This window comes from Acidovorax sp. (assembly GCF_046291265.1).
In the GTDB taxonomy this organism is placed as follows: Bacteria; Pseudomonadota; Gammaproteobacteria; order Burkholderiales; family Burkholderiaceae_C; genus Acidovorax.
The window spans coordinates 1-16,837 of the sequence record NZ_JBKBTV010000081.1; the positions used below are offsets into that span (position 1 = coordinate 1).

Consider the following 16,837-nt stretch of genomic DNA (forward strand, 5'->3'; position numbering starts at 1 on the left):
CGCGGCGTGCGCCCGCCGCCGGTGTACCAGCAGGGCGGCCAGCCTATGCCTGTGCCACAGCAGCCTGAACAGGTGTTGATCCTCAAGTGATCACGCACTCGTGCCCGCAGTGATGCAGCGGTTCGTCGCCACCACGCGGCACCCCCAGGCCAGCCCCGTGCTGGCCTTTTTTGTGGCTGCTGTTGCCGTGGCTTTTGTGTTGTGCGGCTGCGTTGCACCGCCACGGGCTGCGCAGACGGCGGAGCCTTCCACAGTGGCATCTCCGCGACCCGCACCCGCGCCGACGGTGCCCACACCGCAATCTGTGGAGGGGTTCGCGCTGCAGTCTTTGCCAGGTGCCGGTGGGGCCACGCTCCAGGCCCTGCAGCGCGCCGAGCGCACGGCGCCGCTGCGCTACCGGGTGATCGTCATCCCGGGCTCTGGCTGCGCGGGCATGGGGCCGATGGCCGACCGTTACTTTGCAGGGCTGCTGCATGCCCAGGTGCTGGTGTTGCACAAGCCGTGGGTGGACCCTCAGGCGCGCACGGCGCCCGCAGACTGCGCACGCGAATTTGTGCAGCAGGACCGTCTCTCCACCTGGCTGGCCCACGCCCGCGCGGCTCTGGTAGCGGATGCGCAGCAGCGCGAACGTGAAGGCGCGCCCGCGCTGCCGCAGCTGCTGGTGGGTATCTCCGAAGGGGCCGAGCTGTTGCCCGCCCTGGCGCCTGAGGTGTCCCAACTCGCTGGCCTGGTAATGCTGGCCTCCAGCGGGCTAGATCCGCAGGAGGCCGGTGCCCTGCAGGCACAGCGCCTGGAGGCGCAAGCAGACTGGGAGGAGCTGGGCCACGTGGTGGCGGGGCGCCGCGCCGACAGCACTGTGCTGCAGGGCCGCAGCCTGGTCTACTGGCGCGACCTGTGGAACTGGCCGTTGATGCGCCCACTGGTGCAAAGCCCCTGGCCGCTGCTGCAGGTGTGGGGCGGCGACGATGCGTTGGTTCCCGCTGCCGCCTACGAGCGCTTTGCCCAAATGGCCTCCGTGCGCACGGTGCCCTTTTGCGCGCGGCGCATCGACGGGGCAGACCACGGCCTGCAGCGTCGTGCAGCGGGTATCGACGGCGTTCAGCAAGTATGGGCATGGACTGAGCAGTGGGCGCGCAACCCGCAGGCCGGTTTGTGCGGTGCGCTGCCATGACCGCTGCGCAAAGGCTGGGCCGTGCCGTTTGGGTTGCCGCCATGGTGCTGGGGGCGCCGTCCGTGTGGGCCCTGGCAGAGGATGCGTGCGGTGACTTTCTGGCGGCGTTGGGGCGCAAGCCAGCGGGTCTCGAATATGTGGGTTGCGCTGCTGGTTATGACGCGCAGTTGCGCGTTCTGGTGGCGAGCTACGAGGTAAAAGGCAGCCGGGCGAACCGCGTGGAGCGCTATCTGATCCGCTACACGGGCATGGGGCGGCTGCGGTTTCTGTGTTGTGGCTGGGAGCCCGCAGCGGTCGTTGTGGGCGGCGTGCCGCGTCGGGAGGGCTGGCTAGCCCGAGTGCGCGAACCCGGCGACAGGGTGATGATGTTTTCCGACGAAACCCTGGTGTCCCGCCGGGCGGACTGGGCGCAGATTCCTGCGTTCCATGTCCGCGTCACCCGGTATCTGGAGTCTCCGTAGCGCCGCCCGTGGTCACGCAGCTTGCGGTCCGGCAGTGCGGGATTGCAGCGGGTCACGCACGCTCAGCGCGGCCGGTACATCTTGAACAACTGCTCTGGCCCCACCGTGAAGTAGTCGGCCGGGCCCCCGCCGCGCAGGATGTGGCCCGCAGCCGCCGTGTCGTACACGCCGTTTTTCAGCAACGCCTGGTCGATGTGCACGGCCACCACCTCGCCCAGCACCAGCCAGGTCTCTACATTCGCGCCGTCCACGCCCTGCAACTGCAGGATCTGCGTGCTGCGGCATTCGAAGGTGACGGGGCTTTCGGCCACACGCGGGGGGCGCACGCGCGTGGAGGGCAGGGGGGTGAGGCCGGTCAGTTCAAACTCGCTGACCTCGGGCGGCACGGCGGCGCAGCTTTGGTTCATCACCTCGGCCAGGTCGCGTGTGGCCAGGTTCCACACAAACTCGCCGGTCTCCTGCACGTTGCGCACGGTGTCTTTGTAGCCAATGCTCGCAAAACCCACGATGGGCGGCACGTAGTTGAAGGCGTTGAAAAAGCTGTAGGGCGCCAGGTTGGTGGCGCCCGCGGCGTTCTGCGTGGAGATCCAGCCGATGGGGCGCGGCCCGACGATGGCGTTGAACGGGTCGTGGGGCAGGCCATGGCCCTGGCGGGGCTCGTAGCTGTGGATGTTGCGGGGGAGTGGGGCGGTGGTCATGGGAGCAGAAAGAAGTGCGTTGGTGGTGGGTGGGCGATGCGATTCGATGCTCTGGGGGCCAGCCCGCCACCTTACCCGGGCGTTGTCGGCGTTGCTTGCCGGAGGATTTGATCATTTGCTATGCAAATAATAGCTGCTGGCGCTTATTAGATAAGCGCTAGAGGCCAATTTCATTCAAATTTTGGATGGAAACGGCCGGTGGCGAACTGCAGTGTGGATGTCACACCACTGAAGGACAACACGCCCGCCGTGTGTCAGAACCCTGACGAAAGCCCTTGGGCGCCGTCACATTCGGCAACAATGCTCGTCGTACCACTAAGAACGCATTGACCGTCTTTTCGCGGCATTGAAAAGATGGTCAATACGTTCTCACTCCATGAGCCAGCCCCTTTCGTCCACCGCCGAGCCCTTGCCCCCGTCCATCGGGACGCTGGACCGTCTGCGCAGCGCGGTGCACCAGCTTGCGCAGGCCGAGCGCCTGCAGCGCGCACTGTTCGCCATTGCCGACCTGGCTGGTGCCGACCTGAGCATGCGCGCCATGCTGGAGCAGCTGCACGCCATCGTCGGCACGCTGATGTACGCGCGCAACCTCTTCATGGCGCTGCACGACCCCGACGCCGACACGCTGGAGTTCATCTACTTTGTGGACGACGCCACCACCGACCTGCCCGTGTTGGGTGTGCCCATCCCCATGGCCGACATGCACCAGTCGCTCACCTGGCACCTGGTGCGCGGTGGGCTAACGCTGCGCGGGTCGATGCAGGCCCTGGCGCAGCAGATGGACGGCCAGCTCAAGGCCCTGGGTGCGTATGCACAAGACTGGCTGGGCGTGCCGTTGCGCGATGGAGCGCAAGTGCGGGGCGTGCTGGTGGTGCAAAGCTACGACCAGGCCGGGCGTTATGGCCCCGACGACCAGGAGCTGCTGGAGTTTGTGGCCAGCCACGTGCTGACCGCTCTGCAGCGCAAACAGGCCCGCCAGGACCTGGAACGCGCCGTCAGCGTAGGCACCGCCGAGCTGGCCCGCACCAACCAGGCCCTGCAAGCTGAAGTGGCGCGCCGCCAAAAGGGCGAACGCCTGCAGGCGGCGCTGTACCGCATTGCCGAGCGTGCCAACGACTTGGGCCCAGTGCAAGAGTTTTACCGGGCGGTGCACCACAGCGTGGGCGAGCTCATCAACGCCCGCAATTTCTACATCGCGCTGCTGTCCGACGACGGCGCCGAACTGCATTTTCCGTACTACGTCGACGAAAACCAGGTGGGCACCAAGTCGCGCCCGCTGGGCAACGGACTGACGGAGTACGTGCTGCGCAAGGGCCAGCCACTGCTCACGTCGGCCGACGAGATCGAGCGTCTGCACACCGACGGCACCATCAGCAAAAGCGGGCCCAGCTCGCTGTCTTGGGTGGGCGTGCCGCTGGTGTGCGAAGGCCGCTCGCTGGGTGTGGTGGCCGTGCAAAGCTACCAGCCCGAGGTGACCTACACCGAACGCGACCGCGACCTGCTGGGTTTTGTGTCGCACCAGATCGCCAGCAGCCTGGTACGCCGCCGCACCACCGCATCCCTGCGCATCGCCAACGCCGAACTGGAGCAGCGTGTGGCCGAACGCACCGCCGAGCTGCAAGAGCAGATTGGTGTGCGCCGCCGCGTGGAAGCGCAGCTCAAACACGAGGCGCTGCACGACGCGCTGACCGGCCTGCCCAACCGCAGCTACCTGCTGGAGCGGCTGGACTGGCTGCAAACCCGCCTGCACCGCCAGCCCGACCAGCGTTTTGCGGTGATGTTCATCGACGTCGACCGCTTCAAGCTCATCAACGACAGCATGGGCCACCACGCGGGCGACGCCGTGCTGCAAGAGATTGGCCGCCGCCTGACCAGCGTGCTGCGCGCGCCCGACATGGTGGCGCGTGTGGGCGGCGACGAGTTTGCCGTGCTGGTGGCCGATGCGCCCGCGGCCGACCCCGTGGTGCGCATCGCGCGCCGCATGCTGGAGGTGCTGGACGAACCCATGCTGGTCGAGGGCAAGCGCCTGTTCGCGTCGGCCAGCATCGGCATCTCGCTGTGCAACCGCGACCAGCCCCAGGCGGCCGACCTGCTGCGCAACGCCGATACCGCCATGTACCGTGCCAAGGTCAACGGCCGTCGCCGGTTCGAGCTGTATGACGAGCACCTGCACAGCGACGCGCTGCGGGTGCTGGACCTGGAAAACGCGCTGTGGGTGGCCGTCAAAGAAAAGCAGTTTGAACCCTACTTCCAGCCCATCGTGTCGCTGGTGGATGGCCGCGTGCTGGGCTACGAAGCCCTGGCCCGCTGGCGCCACCCCACCGACGGCCTGCTGGCGCCTGGCGCCTTTGTGAAGGTGGCCGAAGACAGCGGCAGCATGGACGCCATCGACTGGCAGATTTTTGAGCAGGCCTGCAGCACCATGGCGCGCATGTCCGACTTTGCAGGCTACCTGAGCGTGAACGTGGCCCCGCGCCACTTTCGCAACCCCGTGTTCTGCGACCGCATGCTGCAACTACTGGCCGATGCCGGGCTGCCGCCGCAGCGCCTGTGCCTGGAGATCACCGAAGGCGCCCTCATCGAAGACCCCGAACACACCAGCGCCGTGCTGCACACGCTGCGCGGCCACGGCATGTCCCTGGCGCTGGACGACTTTGGCACCGGTTACTCATCGCTGGGCTACCTGCACCGGCTGCCCCTGGTCACCCTGAAGATTGACCGCAGCTTTGTGGAACCCCTCGGGGGCAACGTCACGGGTGACGACGGTGTGGAAGTTGTCTACAAAGGCAGCAGCAACCCCGGCGGCGCCGCCAGCAGCACCGGTGCCCCCGCCAACCCCAGCGCCGCCGTGGTGCGCGCCGTGCTGGCGCTGGCTGGATCGCTGGGCCTGAACGTGGTGGCCGAGGGCATCGAAACCCCCGAACAACAGCGTGTGCTGATGGAACTGGGCTGCACGCAGGGCCAGGGGTATCTGTTTGGCCGCCCCGCGCCGCTGCACCCGACCATCTTGGGTGGGTAGCGTGAAGAGCGGGTTGCTACTTTATTGATAGCTATAGGCGCTTATTGGATAAGCGTTAGAGCCTGTTTTGATTTGAAATTGGCGCCTGCTGCAGGCTAGGCACCCCTGCCCAACTCCCTCTCCCCCCGCGGGAGAGGGTCGGGGAGAGGGGGGTGGAACAAGCAAGCTGCATGCTTCAAACACCCCTCTCCCCAACCCTCTCCCACAAGGGGTGAGGGAGCAATACCTCAGCACCACTTCTGCGGATCTGTTCCATCAAACGTTCTTGCCCAAAAACCAGCTCGGCGGCTGCCCCATCGCCGCCTTGAACATCGCAGAAAACGCACTCTCGCTGGCATAGCCGCTGGCGGCCGCCACCTGGCCCACCGGTTCGCCACGCGCCAATCGTGGCAGGGCGTGGGCCAGCACGGCCTGTTTGCGCCACGGTGCAAAGCCCATGCCGAACTGTGCCCTGAACAGCCGCGCCAGCGTGCGCTCGCTGGCGCCGCTGTCGGCGGCCCAGTCCTGCAGCGTGGCGTAGCGGCCGGGCGCATCCAGCACGGCCTGGCACACCGCGCGCAGCCGCTTGTCGCTGTGCGGGCCGGGCAGGGGCACACCCAGCGCCAGGCTTTCGGCATGGCTGATCTCGTCCAGCACCAGCGCGGTCAGTGCGGACTCGCGGGCGGGTTCAGGCACGGGCCCGCCCACCGGGTCGAGGGCGGAGACCAGCTCGCGCAGCAAGGGCGTCACCGCCATCACGCGGCAGCCCGACCAGTCGGGCTGCACCACGCTGGGGTCGATGTACAGCGTGCGAAACGCCGCCGCCTCCAGCACCGCCACCGCATGCAGCGCGCCCGGCGCAATCCACACTGCACGCGAGGGCGGCACGATGTACGACGTGGGGGCGGTGGGCGCATGCAGGTTCACCTGGATCACGCCACTGGCGCAATACGCCAGCTGCGCCCAGGCGTGGCGGTGGGGCTCGAAATGGCTGTCCACCGGCATCTCGCGCGCCCGCACGCGCACCGGGCGCGCCGGGGTGGGCGTGAACGGATCGGTGTCGCCCAGTGGGGAGGGGTGCAGCTTGCGGGGCAGGGACATGGAGGAGGAATCGGCGGCTTTGTTGGGCACCGGAGCGCGGTGCGGGCGTGGGTTGGTTGGTTGGTTGGGTGCTTCTTGCAAGCAGGGGTTGGCGCAAATTCGCTGAAAGCTGTCGTTCTGTCGCATTCCAGAAACCCGGCCGCAATACTACGATGCCGCCATGACCTCTGCAACCGCTGCCAGCCTCCCGTCGCCCACCCCTTTGCGCGCTGACGCCAGCGTGATCGGCCTGGTGGGCATTGCCCACCTCATCAGCCACTACAGCCAGCTTTTGCTGGCGCCGTTGTTCCCTTGGCTCAAGGACGAGTTCCAGGTCGGCTATACCGAGTTGGGCTTCCTCATGACCATCTTCTTTGTGGTGTCGTGCGCGGTGCAGGCGGGCTCGGGGTTTGTGGTGGACCGCTTCGGGCCACGCCCCATTCTGTTTGCGGGGCTCACCCTGCTGGGCCTGGCGGCCTTTGGTTTTGCCGCCAGCACCAGTTACGCCATGCTGGCCGGGTTCTCGGTGCTGGCGGGCATTGGCAACGGCGTGTTTCACCCGGTGGACTACACCTTGCTCAACCGGCGCGTCAGTGCGCCGCGACTGGGCCATGCCTACAGCGTGCACGGCATCACCGGCAGCCTGGGCTGGGCGCTGGCCCCGGCCATGCTGGTGCCGATTGCCATTGCCACGTCGTGGCGCGTGGCGCTGGTGTGTGCGGGCGTGCTGTCGTTTTCGGTGCTGCTGGTGCTGCTGTTCAGCCGCCGCCACCTGGCCTTGCCGCCGCTGCCAGCGCCTGCGGCCAAAGGCGCATCTTCCGCCGCCCCTGCGCAGGGCAACTTTGCCTTCTTGCGCATTCCGGCTGTGTGGATGTGTTTTGCGTTCTTCTTTTTCTACGCCGTGGCGCTGAACGTGGTGCAGGCCTTCGCCCCCGAAGCCGCCCGCCAACTGCACGCCGTGCCCGTGGCGCTGGCCGCCATGTGCCTCACCGTCTACATGGTGGCGAGCGCGGGTGGCATGGTGCTGGGCGGCTTTTTGGCCGCTGACCCGAGCCGCTGTGAACGCATTGTGGGCGTCGGTTTTGGTCTGGCTGCATGTGTGGCGGTGGCCCTGGCGTTCATGCAGTTGCCCGGCGTTCTGGTGCCCGTGCTGTTTGGCGTGATGGGTTTTTGTGCTGGCATTGCCGGCCCGTCGCGCGACCTGCTGGTCAAGCGCTCCACGCCCGAAGGCTCTACCGGCCGCGTCTACGGCATCGTGTATTCGGGCCTCGACATCGGCCAGGCGTTGTCGCCCCTGCTGTTTGGTGTGCTGCTGGATCAGGGCCGCTTCAGCGCCGTGCTGCTGGGGCTGGCGGTGGTGCAGGGGGTGCTGATTGCAAGCGCGTTCAATGTGCGGCGGGTGCGCAGAACGGCGACGCCTGCGGTGGCCTGAGGTTTGCCACGCTGCCACAGCCAGGCGGTTGCAGCACGCGCCTTGTGTCTCTTGCCTCGTGCCCGATCAGGCCAGCGCTTTGTGCAGGCTGCTTTCATCGGCGTCAGCGGCGGTAGTGGCCATTGCGGCGGTGGCGGGCGGAAAGATGTACCCCGTTGGCGCCACCAGCGCGTCGAACGCGGCAATCGGCAGCGGTCGGCTGAACAGATAGCCCTGGAACGCGTGGCACCCGCCCTGCGCCAGAAAGGCGCGCTGGCCTTCGTTTTCCACCCCTTCGGCGATCACGGTGAGGTTCAGACTCTGGCCCAGCGCGATCACTGTTTGTGCAATGGCGGCACCGTGCGGGTCAGACAACACATCGCGCACAAAGCTTTGGTCAATCTTGAGCTGATCGAGCGGAAGGCGCCGCAGGTAGCTGAGCGATGAATAACCGGTGCCAAAGTCGTCCAGCGAGAACCCGACACCACGCGCCTTGAGGGTGGTCATCTTGGTGATGAGGTCGCCCATGTCGTTGACCAGCATGCTTTCGGTCAGCTCCAGCTTGAGCCTGTGGGGGTCAATGCCCGTGCGCTGCAACGTGGCCAGCACCTGTTCGACAAAATTGGCTTGCCGAAACTGGGGGGCGCTCACGTTGACCGACAAGCTGATCTGGGCCAGCGTGGGGTGTGTGGCCCACTGCCGCAGCTGCAGGCAGGCGGTTTCCAGCACCCACAGCCCCAGGGGCAGGATTTGGCCGGTCTGCTCCGCCAGCGCAATAAAAGCGCTCGGGGGCACCATGCCCCGCACGGGGTGCTGCCAGCGCACCAGCGCCTCTGCGCCAGTCACCCGGCCATCCTGGTCCACCTGCGGCTGGTAGTGCAGCAAAAACTGCTGTTCCAGCAGCGCTTTCTGCAGGTCGGTCTCCAGGCTGGTGCGCAGGGTCACGTCGGCTTGCATGATGACCAGCAGCACCGCGATGCAAAACAACGCCAGGAAATTGTTTACCCAGGTGCCTCCGGCGCGCACGCTGTCGGGCATGGCATAGGGGGTGGCAATGCCTTCCGGGCTGCTGGCCAGAACCAGAAAACTCAAAAGGCAGAGCATCGGCGCGCTGTGGCGCAACCAAGGGCGCTCGTGCTGCAGCACCATATAGGACGCAATGGCCAGCGCGAGCAGGTAGATATGCGATGAGCGAGGGACTTCTGCCGTCGGGATGTCAAACACCGCCGCCATGACGACGAAGTTGACGAAAAGCACCGGAAGCAGCAAAAAAGCGGCGGGACGCGGGCGGTCGTGCCGCACCAGCCAGATCACCGCCAACCCCACCGACATCAGCGCCCCGTCGATCAGTGCGACGGTCCAGTAGCCCATGCGAATGAAGAACAGGCCCCAGCCCACCGTGATCGCTGCGAGCAAAACCCCGATGGCCAGCAGCATCAGGCGGATCCGGCGCTCCTGAATGGCACGCAGCTCGTCGTGCAGCAAGTGTTCAGGTGACGGTAGAGCCGGTGTGTTCATGCGGAAGAGGAACAACAGCGCTGATGCACAAATGGGCCAGCGGATGCTGGGCATTATGGGCTGCGCGGGTAAGTCCGGCCAGCGCGCGCTGCGCAAGCGCAAGGACTGCGTCCGCCGCTCGCGCGAGCTGCCGGTCAGCTCCAGGCAGCAACTACATTTGCTGGATCCATTCAACCTCGATACCGAAGGAAAGCTCCGATGAACAACCGAAGCAGCACAAACGCGTTGAACGACGGTGATTTCGCCTCTTACGTGGAGGGTATGCAAAAGTCCTCTGATCGGACAGCACAGCCACGAGAGGAGATTCCCGCGAACGCTGACCATCCAGCAGATGGCCGAGAACAGAGCATCGAAGACGTTGTGATACACGGCGAGGAGCCGACCAACGAATTCCTCGAAGAATGGAACGCGATCCAGAACGCGCCAGAGCTTTCAGACGAAGAGTTTGCCAGGCAGGCCCTGAGCGCTCCTGGAGATGACGGCGACCCCACCACCCCCGAATGAAGGTTGATGGCGCAGCTTCGACAGATGCTGCCCATTCTGCTGGGACCCGGTGCCTCAGCAGGTCATCTGCGAATGTGTTGCAATCCTTTGGCGCTGCGCGGCTTGTCGTCTGAATTGGTCAGTACCGCGCCGACGTTTTCCTAGCCTCTTCACCTGCACATTCCCCATGACCTCACCCATCTACAACGCCAGCATCCCCGTTTTCCGCCAGATGCTGGGCTCGCTCAAGGACATCCTGGCCAAGACCGAGGCGCACGCCACGGCGCGGAAGCTGGACCCGGATGCACTGCTGCAGGCGCGCTTGTTCCCCGACATGTTCCCCCTGGCCCGCCAGGTGCTGATTGCCTGCGACTTCGCCAAGGGCGTGTCGGCGCGGCTGGCGGGTGCGGAGGTGCCGTCGTTCCCCGACGCAGAACGCCCCGGCTTTGCCGACCTGAATGAGCGCATCGATGTGGTGCTTGCATTCATCGAAGGCCTGCCGGTAGAGCAGTTTGCCGACGCCGCCACGCGCCAAGTCACTATCCAGCCCGGCACACCGCGCGAAAAGCAGTTTGTGGGCGAGCACTACCTGCTGCACTACGGTCTGCCGCAGTTCTTCTTCCACGTCACCACCGCGTATGCACTGGTCCGCCACAACGGGGTGGAGCTGGGTAAGCGGGACTACATGGGCAAGTATTGAGCGAGGCCGCTGCAGCAGCGCGCCTTCAGGCCGCGCTTGCGGCCCAGGCGGCACGCATGCCCGCAAAAGGGGCGCCGCGTCCGTGAGGTCTTGGCCCTTGTCCCTTGGCCCACCGCTCGGGCTGCCACAGGGTTTGCGGCACACGGTTTGCGCGCTGAAGACTCGATGGCGCCCCAGCTGGTGGCGCTGTCGATGGCCAGCCGATAGGCCTTGCGCCCATTGACGATGGCAGCCCCACTGGCTGAGCAATCGCCCGGGATCAAAGCGCGTCTGTGGTTGGGTCAACCGCAGGGGGCGTGCGAGCAAATTTTGAGCAAAAAAGGCCTCTAGCGCTTATCCAATAAGCGCTAATAGCTCCCGAATTAATAGCGAATCAGCTTTGAATGGCGGGCGTCCGCCGCGCATCCCGTCGTACTCTCAGCGCGCCCCCGGCTCCGCGCTGCCCCGGCGGCGAACCCAGGCGATCAGCACGCCCAGCACACGTGGCCGCCACGACAGCGTGAACGCGATGGCCAGCGCCGCGCCGGCCAGCGCCATGAACCACACCAGCGACGCCATGGATGCATGGTCTACGGCCAGGCACAGGCCCAGTGCCACCACCAGGCCCGCGCTACCCATCCAGCGCAATGCGCGCACGGTGCTGCGGCGCAGGGGCTCTGTGCCGCGCACCTGCTCCCAGTGCACATCCATCGACAAAGCCAGCCAGCCCAGGCCCATCACGTTGGCAATGACCGCTGCTGCGAGTAACAAGGCTTCAGGCACGGGCGGTCTCCAGGGATGCGGCAGCGCCGTCGTTCTGGGTGTCCACGCCGGGCGCGCTCAACTGGCCCTGTGCGCGGCGCTTGAGTTTGCGTGCGGCCAGCACGGCGATGACGGCGCTGGCCAGAATGGCCAGGTCCACACCGGCCACGGGCCAGTAGCCATTGCCGATGGTGCGCAGCAGGTGGTCGCCCGTGGTCACCCAGTTCAGCAGCACGGCGGCCACGCCCAGTACGGCGATGGCCCAGCACTGCTCTCCCCAGGCCGGTGCCATGCGTGCGCTGGCGACCGGCGCAGTGCGCCAAATGCCGTGCGCAAAGGCCAGCGCCCAGGCGCCCCAGAAGATGGCTTTTTCCCAGTCGCCACGCCCGACCAGATCGGTGGGCAGCAGGCGGTTGCCGATGAGCATGGTCAGCGCGGCAATGACGATGCCGGTCACGGTGGTCACCGCAAACGCATCCACCCAGCGCGCACCGGTCACGCCTTGTTTGGCATGCTGGCGCTTGCGTTTTTCGACAAAGAAGATAAAGCCTGTGGCAATACACGCGCAGCCCGCCAGGCCGCCCAGCACATACAGCCAGCGCAGCAGCCAGTGGCGAAAGTGCTGCAGGTGCAGGCCGGTCAGAAAGGTGTTGACGCTGGCCACCGCGGTCTGCGGCGGGTCTTCGCGCAGCACCTCACCGGTGCTGCCCTTGAAGTGAATGCCGTTGCCCACCAGCGCAATGCGGTCGGTGCCCGCGCGGTAAATGCTGACGTAGGCATTGGCGTCGCCCACATGCCGCACCACCAAAAAGCCCACATCGCCCGCCATGTCCTGCGCGGCCCAGCGGCGCTGGGCTTCGGTCACCATGGTGTCTACCGAGGCCAGGGTGCCGGGCACGTTGGCGCGGTCGTGGGGCAGGCCAGTTTCGGCGGCCTCGTGTTTTTCATGCAACTCGTGCAAGGGGTGCAGCTGTGTGTGGGTGATGGGGAAGTACGTGCCGCCAAAAATCACCAGCCCCGAGAACGCAAAGATGAAGTGAAACGGCAGCGCCACCACACCCGTGAGGTTGTGCAGATCAAGCGCGCTGCGCTGCGTGTGCTTTTTGGGGCGAAACGTGAACAGCTCGCGGAAGATCTTGCGGTGCATGACCACGCCGCTGACCAGTGCCACCAGCATCATCAGCGCCGCAAAACCCACGATCCAGGTGCCCAGGTTCTTCCAGTTCACGTTCAGGCTGTAGTGCAGCGGGTAGAAGAACTGGCTGCCGATCTTGAGGTGGTCATCCGGCAGCGATGCGCCTGTGCGCGGGTCGATGGTGCGGCTGCCCCACACGGTGTCTTCGGGCTCTTTGGCGTTGGGCAACTCATAGCCCGCAAACAGGCCCAGCACCGGGTCGCGGTGGGTGGTGTAGGCGCTCCAGGTGTTGATGACCGGGAAGCTCTGCGCGATGGGCCCGTTCACGCGGCTCTTGGCCGCTTCGATATTCGCCGCATCGGGCTTCATGTCCTGAAACACCGGCTGCAGGATCTTGTCGAACGACGGCATGGGCTGCGGCTCGAACCGGGTCGATGGAATGGCCCACCGGTCGATCTCGCGGTCAAACACCGACAGCGAGCCGAAGAAGAAAACCACCATCAGCACAAAGCCCAGCACCAGGCCAAACCAGGTGTGCAGCCAGGCCATGGTGAGCCGGAAATTTTGGAACATGGGAGAACTCCTTGCGTTCGCGGGCTTATGCCGCCAGCAGCGCGCGCTGCACCAGCCACGCGGCACCCGTCATCAGCGCGCCGCCACCCAACAACAGCGCCCACACGCGCGCCACGCTGGCAGCCGTAAAGGCCCACAGAAACACCGTCAGGTACACGATGAAACCCACGATGTAGCCCAGGGCCTCTGCGTCATGAAACTCCATCTGCGCCGCAAACAGCAAGCCGATGCCCAGTGCGATCAAGCCCCAGGTAAAGGCGTAGCCGCCCAAAACGCCTGCGGCGATGCGCGAAACGATGTGCAAACGAGAGGCGGTACTGGTGGCCATGGGGTCGTGGGATGCGAACAGAATTGTTGATGAGACTGATTCGTAATTATGCCGCCCTTCGTGCCATTGCCCCACTGGGATCATGGTGATGGGGGATAACGGGTTGGCGCCCGGACGGTTCGCGGCAGGGGCGCGGGGCCCCGAACGGCTCCATGACTGGCCGTGCACGTTTTGCGAGCAGTCCCAAGCCAGCGCCGACCCCGTCTAGCCGCGCAGACGGGAGCGATGTGGGCGTTTGTCCGTGTCAGACCACGCTGCGGTGCCGCGCGATGCAGGTGTCCAGCGTCTCACCCCCCGTGCGCTGCCACCAGTCCAGTGCAGAGAAAATTTCCACCTCTGAATAGCCGTCGAACCCGGCGGCTTCGACCCATTGGCGGATCTTCTTCAGCTCAATCACGCCGTCGCCCATCATTCCGCGGTCACTGAGCAGGTCGCGCGTGGGCAGGCGCCAGTCGCAGACGTGGAAGGCCAGCAGGCGCTCTTTGCCTGCGCGTGCGATCTGTTCTTGTAGCTTGGGGTCCCACCAGACGTGATAGACGTCCAGGGCCACACCCAGCGCGCCAGACTTTTGCGGATCAAGCTTGTCGCAGATGTCCAGCGCCTGTTCCAGCGTGTTGATGCAGGCGCGGTCGGCGGCTTGCATGGGATGCAGCGGTTCGATGGCCAGGGGCATGCCCACTTGGCGGGCGTATTCGAGCGACGCGGCGATGCCGTCGAATACCTCGCTGCGTGCGCGGCTGATGTCGGTGTAGTGCGGCGTGCCGTCCAGCGCGCCGGGCAGGGCGCCCACCACCAGCACCAGGCAGGCGGCGTTCAGCGTTTTGGCCTCGTCGATGGCGCGGTAGTTGTCATCCAGTGCAGCGCGCAGTCCGGCTGTGTCGGCGGCGGGGAAGAAGCCGCCCCGGCAATAGCCCGACAACTCCATGCCGTGGGCGCGCAGTTGCCGCGCGATGGCGTCGAGCCCCGCCGCCGCTACCTGATCGCGCCAGGGGCTGATGGCGCGGATGCCGCGCTCGGCGCACTGGTCGATGATGTGGGCCAGCGGCACCTCGGCACCCCGTTGCTTGCGCACGGTGGCGGTGTTGATGGAGAGCCAGCGGTGGTCTTGGGTGAAGTCGCGCATGGTGGTGGCAGGTTGGTGGTTGAGGCTTTGCGGGGGGGCTCTGCAGGGCTTCGACAAGCTCAGCCTGAACGGGTTGTGGAGGTGCGGTGCAGGGCTTCGACGGGCTCAGCCCGAACGGGTTGTGGAGGTGCGGTGCAGGGCTTCGACGGGCTCAGCCCGAACGGGTGGTGAGACGTTGCACCGCAGGGATACGAGCCATGGAGTCAGCAAAGAGCAATGAGCAACGTGCCATCCACAACGGGCGCAGGCCTCAGGCTCAGGTCGCTACGCCATGCAGTGCCAGCAGATGGCCCATGCGCTGCACGGCCAGTTCGGGCTGCTCCAGCAGGTTCGCCTGGTCCGCCAGTCGGAACAGCTCCGCAAAGTGCACCAGCGAGCGCGTGCTTTGCTGCCCGCCCACCATGGTGAAGTGGCTCTGGTGCCCGTTGAGCCAGGCCATGAAGACCACGCCGGTTTTGTAAAAGCGTGTGGGCGCAGCAAAGATGTGGCGCGACAGCGGCACCGTGGGCCCCAGGATGGCGTGAAAGCGTTCGATGTCGCCCGCGGCCAGTGCTGCGAGCGCGGCGCTGGCGGCCGGTGCAATCGCGTCGAAGATACCCAGCAGCGCATCGCTTTGGCCCTGGCGGGGCGTGCCGCCCGCGCCGTCGCCCGCGATCAGCTCGGCGTAGTTGAAGTCGTCGCCCGTGTACATGCGCACGCCCTGGCCGTCGGTGCCGCCCGTGGTGGGCAGGCGGCGGCGCATGGCGACTTCCTTGTCCTTGTCGAGCAGCGAGATCTTGATGCCGTCGACCTTGTCCGGGTGCGCGGCGATCACGGCCAGCGCCGTGTCCATGGCCGCATCGGCATCGCGCGAACCCCAGTAGCCGGCCAGCGCCGGGTCGAACATGTCGCCCAGCCAGTGCAGCACCACGGGCTGGCGTGCCTGCGACAGGATGCGGTCGTACACGCGCTCGTAGTCGGCGGGGCTTTGCGCCACGCGGGCCAGCGCGCGGCTCGCCATCACGATGAGTTTGCCGCCCAGCTTTTCGATGGCCTCCATCTGCTCCTCGTAGCCGCGGATCACGTCGTCCACCGACTTCACCTCGTCGAGCACCAGGTGGTCCGTGCCGCAGCCCGAGGCCACGAGCGCGCCGGGGCCGAAGTCGCGCGCCGCGTCGAGCGAGCGGCGGATCAGCTCCAGCGAGGTGGGCCAGTCCAGCCCCATGCCGCGCTGCGCGGTGTCCATGGCCTCGGCCACGCCCAGGCCCAGCGACCACAGGCGCTGGCGGTAGGCAATGGTCGCGTCCCAGTCCACGGCGCATTGCAGCCAGGGGTCGATGGCCGCCAGCGGGTTGGCCACCACGTGGGCGGCCGAGTAGGCGATGCGATTGAACACCACCGCGCCCTGCGGCGGCACCACCGGAGGGCGGCCTTGCAGGGTGTAAGGGCTGATGCGGCCGTCGGCCGTGGGCAGAGGGAGGCTAAGGGCCATGGTGTACTCGCAGAATTTGAATGAAAAGTGCCTCTAGCGCTTATTCCATAAGCGCTAGTAGCTATCAAAATAGTAGTATTGAAGCGTTATGGAGCAAGGGGCGCCACATCCACCCAGCGGCGTTCCTTCCAGCTTTCCAGCGCGGCCTCCACCAGCTGCACGCCCTTGGCGCCTTCGGGCAGGGTCCAGCGGTACGGTGCGTCTTCCACCACGTGGCGGATGAAGTGCTCCCACTGGATCTTGAAACCGTTGTCGTAGACCTGCGAGTCCGGAATCTCCTGCCACTGGTCGAAGAAGTTCATGCTTTGCTTCTCGTCGGGGTTCCACACCGGGCGCGGCGTGGCCACGCGGCTCTGCGCGCGGCAGCTCGACAGGCCCGCGACGGCCGAGCCATCGGTGCCGTCCACGTGGAAGGTCACCAGGTCGTCGCGCCGCACGCGCGTGGCCCAGCTCATGTTGAGCTGCGCGATCACCGGCTCGCCGTTGTGACCCGTGAGCTCGCAGGTGGCGTAGGCGGCGTCGTCGGCGGTGGCCTTGTACGGTTGGCCGGCTTCGTCCCAGCGCTGCGGGATGTGCGTGGCGCCGATGCAAGACACCGACTTCACCTCGCCGAACAGGTTGTCCAGCACGTAGCGCCAGTGGCACATCATGTCCAGGATCATGCCGCCGCCGTCTTCTTGCCGATAGTTCCAGCTCGGCCGCTGGATGGGCTGCAGGTCGCCCTCGAACACCCAGTAGCCGAACTCCAGGCGTACGCTCAGCATGCGGCCGAAGAAGCCCGCGCGGCGCAGCATGTCGAGCTTGCGCAGGCCGGGCAGAAAGAGCTTGTCCTGCACCGCGCCGTGCTTGAGGCCCGAGCCCGAGGCCAGGCGCGCGATTTCCACCGCCTCGTTGAGGTTGGTGGCGATGGGCTTTTCGCAGTACACATGCTTGCCTGCGCGGATCG

At 66.1% G+C, this 16,837-nt stretch carries 15 protein-coding genes and 1 pseudogene; 7 read left to right on the forward strand and 9 right to left on the reverse strand.

Translation table 11 applies throughout. From position 1 onward, the window contains the following. Window positions 1–112: 112 nt before the first annotated feature. Both ACK41V_RS21200 and ACK41V_RS21205 read left to right on the forward strand, forming a co-directional pair. Window positions 113–1,171: an alpha/beta hydrolase gene (locus ACK41V_RS21200; RefSeq protein WP_409785315.1), complete on the forward strand. Its 1,059-nt coding sequence runs from the start codon at window positions 113–115 to the stop codon at window positions 1,169–1,171. Further along, complete coding sequence (locus tag ACK41V_RS21205) at window positions 1,168–1,632, forward strand: DUF4952 domain-containing protein (protein WP_409785317.1); 465 nt, start codon at window positions 1,168–1,170, stop codon at window positions 1,630–1,632. Before ACK41V_RS21200 ends, ACK41V_RS21205 begins: the two co-directional genes overlap by 4 nt. A 62-nt stretch (window positions 1,633–1,694) precedes the next feature. On the opposite strand, the gene ACK41V_RS21210 is transcribed toward ACK41V_RS21205, so the two are convergent. Then, window positions 1,695–2,330, reverse strand: coding sequence for a flavin reductase family protein (locus ACK41V_RS21210; protein WP_409785319.1), 636 nt, complete (start codon window positions 2,328–2,330; stop codon window positions 1,695–1,697). 376 nt (window positions 2,331–2,706) lie between these two features. Between ACK41V_RS21210 and ACK41V_RS21215 the strand changes: the two genes are divergently transcribed. Further along, entirely contained in the window at window positions 2,707–5,349 is a 2,643-nt protein-coding gene (locus ACK41V_RS21215; protein WP_409785321.1) for an EAL domain-containing protein, read from the forward strand. A 255-nt stretch (window positions 5,350–5,604) separates the two neighbouring features. Here the strand turns inward: ACK41V_RS21215 and ACK41V_RS21220 are convergent, their stop codons facing one another. Next, a complete protein-coding gene (locus ACK41V_RS21220) occupies window positions 5,605–6,429 on the reverse strand; it encodes an AraC family transcriptional regulator (protein WP_409785323.1) in 825 nt (274 codons plus the stop codon). Between the two features lie 160 nt (window positions 6,430–6,589). On the opposite strand from ACK41V_RS21220, the gene ACK41V_RS21225 reads away from it, so the two are divergent. After that, a complete protein-coding gene (locus tag ACK41V_RS21225; protein ID WP_409785325.1) occupies window positions 6,590–7,840 on the forward strand; it encodes an MFS transporter in 1,251 nt (416 codons plus the stop codon). 66 nt (window positions 7,841–7,906) lie between these two features. Here ACK41V_RS21225 and ACK41V_RS21230 read toward each other — a convergent pair. Continuing rightward, window positions 7,907–8,776 (reverse strand): annotated as a pseudogene (locus ACK41V_RS21230) (putative bifunctional diguanylate cyclase/phosphodiesterase); the annotation flags it as partial. A 559-nt stretch (window positions 8,777–9,335) separates the two neighbouring features. Between ACK41V_RS21230 and ACK41V_RS21235 the strand changes: the two are divergent. The 3 genes from ACK41V_RS21235 to ACK41V_RS21245 all read left to right on the forward strand — a co-directional run bounded on the left by ACK41V_RS21235 (window position 9,336) and on the right by ACK41V_RS21245 (window position 10,520). Continuing rightward, entirely contained in the window at window positions 9,336–9,539 is a 204-nt protein-coding gene (locus ACK41V_RS21235) for a hypothetical protein (protein ID WP_409785327.1), read from the forward strand. Next, window positions 9,536–9,841, forward strand: coding sequence for a hypothetical protein (locus tag ACK41V_RS21240; RefSeq protein ID WP_409785329.1), 306 nt, complete (start codon window positions 9,536–9,538; stop codon window positions 9,839–9,841). The genes ACK41V_RS21235 and ACK41V_RS21240 overlap by 4 nt, the downstream gene beginning before the upstream one ends. A gap of 166 nt (window positions 9,842–10,007) precedes the next feature. Further along, a complete protein-coding gene (locus ACK41V_RS21245; protein WP_409785330.1) occupies window positions 10,008–10,520 on the forward strand; it encodes a DUF1993 family protein in 513 nt (170 codons plus the stop codon). Between the two features lie 417 nt (window positions 10,521–10,937). Here ACK41V_RS21245 and ACK41V_RS21250 read toward each other — a convergent pair whose 3' ends face one another. The 6 genes from ACK41V_RS21250 to ACK41V_RS21275 all read right to left on the reverse strand — a co-directional run. Beyond that, entirely contained in the window at window positions 10,938–11,282 is a 345-nt protein-coding gene (locus ACK41V_RS21250) for a DUF3325 domain-containing protein (RefSeq protein ID WP_409785332.1), read from the reverse strand. Then, on the reverse strand, window positions 11,275–12,969 hold the full coding sequence (locus ACK41V_RS21255) for a PepSY-associated TM helix domain-containing protein (protein WP_409785334.1): 1,695 nt from the start codon (window positions 12,967–12,969) through the stop codon (window positions 11,275–11,277). The genes ACK41V_RS21250 and ACK41V_RS21255 overlap by 8 nt, the downstream gene beginning before the upstream one ends. Window positions 12,970–12,994: 25 nt before the next feature. After that, window positions 12,995–13,297 (reverse strand): iron uptake protein, encoded by a 303-nt coding sequence (locus ACK41V_RS21260; protein ID WP_409785336.1) that lies wholly within the window; start codon window positions 13,295–13,297, stop codon window positions 12,995–12,997. A gap of 244 nt (window positions 13,298–13,541) precedes the next feature. Next, complete coding sequence (locus ACK41V_RS21265; RefSeq protein WP_409785337.1) at window positions 13,542–14,420, reverse strand: sugar phosphate isomerase/epimerase family protein; 879 nt, start codon at window positions 14,418–14,420, stop codon at window positions 13,542–13,544. 256 nt (window positions 14,421–14,676) lie between these two features. Further along, window positions 14,677–15,891: a dihydrodipicolinate synthase family protein gene (locus ACK41V_RS21270; RefSeq protein WP_409785339.1), complete on the reverse strand. Its 1,215-nt coding sequence runs from the start codon at window positions 15,889–15,891 to the stop codon at window positions 14,677–14,679. A gap of 86 nt (window positions 15,892–15,977) precedes the next feature. After that, on the reverse strand, window positions 15,978–16,837 hold an 860-nt coding region (locus tag ACK41V_RS21275), incomplete at its 5' end, for a Gfo/Idh/MocA family protein (protein WP_409785341.1).

What these genes read in the sequence shown, in the direction of transcription:
- ACK41V_RS21245 (WP_409785330.1), top strand. Translation starts at nt 10,008, where the DNA reads ATGACCTCACCCATCTACAACGCCAGCATCCCCGTTTTCCGCCAGATG.
- ACK41V_RS21220 (WP_409785323.1), bottom strand. Translation starts at nt 6,429, where the DNA reads ATGTCCCTGCCCCGCAAGCTGCACCCCTCCCCACTGGGCGACACCGAT.
- ACK41V_RS21210 (WP_409785319.1), bottom strand. Translation starts at nt 2,330, where the DNA reads ATGACCACCGCCCCACTCCCCCGCAACATCCACAGCTACGAGCCCCGC.
- ACK41V_RS21205 (WP_409785317.1), top strand. Translation starts at nt 1,168, where the DNA reads ATGACCGCTGCGCAAAGGCTGGGCCGTGCCGTTTGGGTTGCCGCCATG.
- ACK41V_RS21200 (WP_409785315.1), top strand. Translation starts at nt 113, where the DNA reads ATGCAGCGGTTCGTCGCCACCACGCGGCACCCCCAGGCCAGCCCCGTG.
- ACK41V_RS21240 (WP_409785329.1), top strand. Translation starts at nt 9,536, where the DNA reads ATGAACAACCGAAGCAGCACAAACGCGTTGAACGACGGTGATTTCGCC.
- ACK41V_RS21225 (WP_409785325.1), top strand. Translation starts at nt 6,590, where the DNA reads ATGACCTCTGCAACCGCTGCCAGCCTCCCGTCGCCCACCCCTTTGCGC.
- ACK41V_RS21270 (WP_409785339.1), bottom strand. Translation starts at nt 15,891, where the DNA reads ATGGCCCTTAGCCTCCCTCTGCCCACGGCCGACGGCCGCATCAGCCCT.
- ACK41V_RS21265 (WP_409785337.1), bottom strand. Translation starts at nt 14,420, where the DNA reads ATGCGCGACTTCACCCAAGACCACCGCTGGCTCTCCATCAACACCGCC.
- ACK41V_RS21260 (WP_409785336.1), bottom strand. Translation starts at nt 13,297, where the DNA reads ATGGCCACCAGTACCGCCTCTCGTTTGCACATCGTTTCGCGCATCGCC.
- ACK41V_RS21255 (WP_409785334.1), bottom strand. Translation starts at nt 12,969, where the DNA reads ATGTTCCAAAATTTCCGGCTCACCATGGCCTGGCTGCACACCTGGTTT.
- ACK41V_RS21215 (WP_409785321.1), top strand. Translation starts at nt 2,707, where the DNA reads ATGAGCCAGCCCCTTTCGTCCACCGCCGAGCCCTTGCCCCCGTCCATC.
- ACK41V_RS21235 (WP_409785327.1), top strand. Translation starts at nt 9,336, where the DNA reads ATGCGGAAGAGGAACAACAGCGCTGATGCACAAATGGGCCAGCGGATG.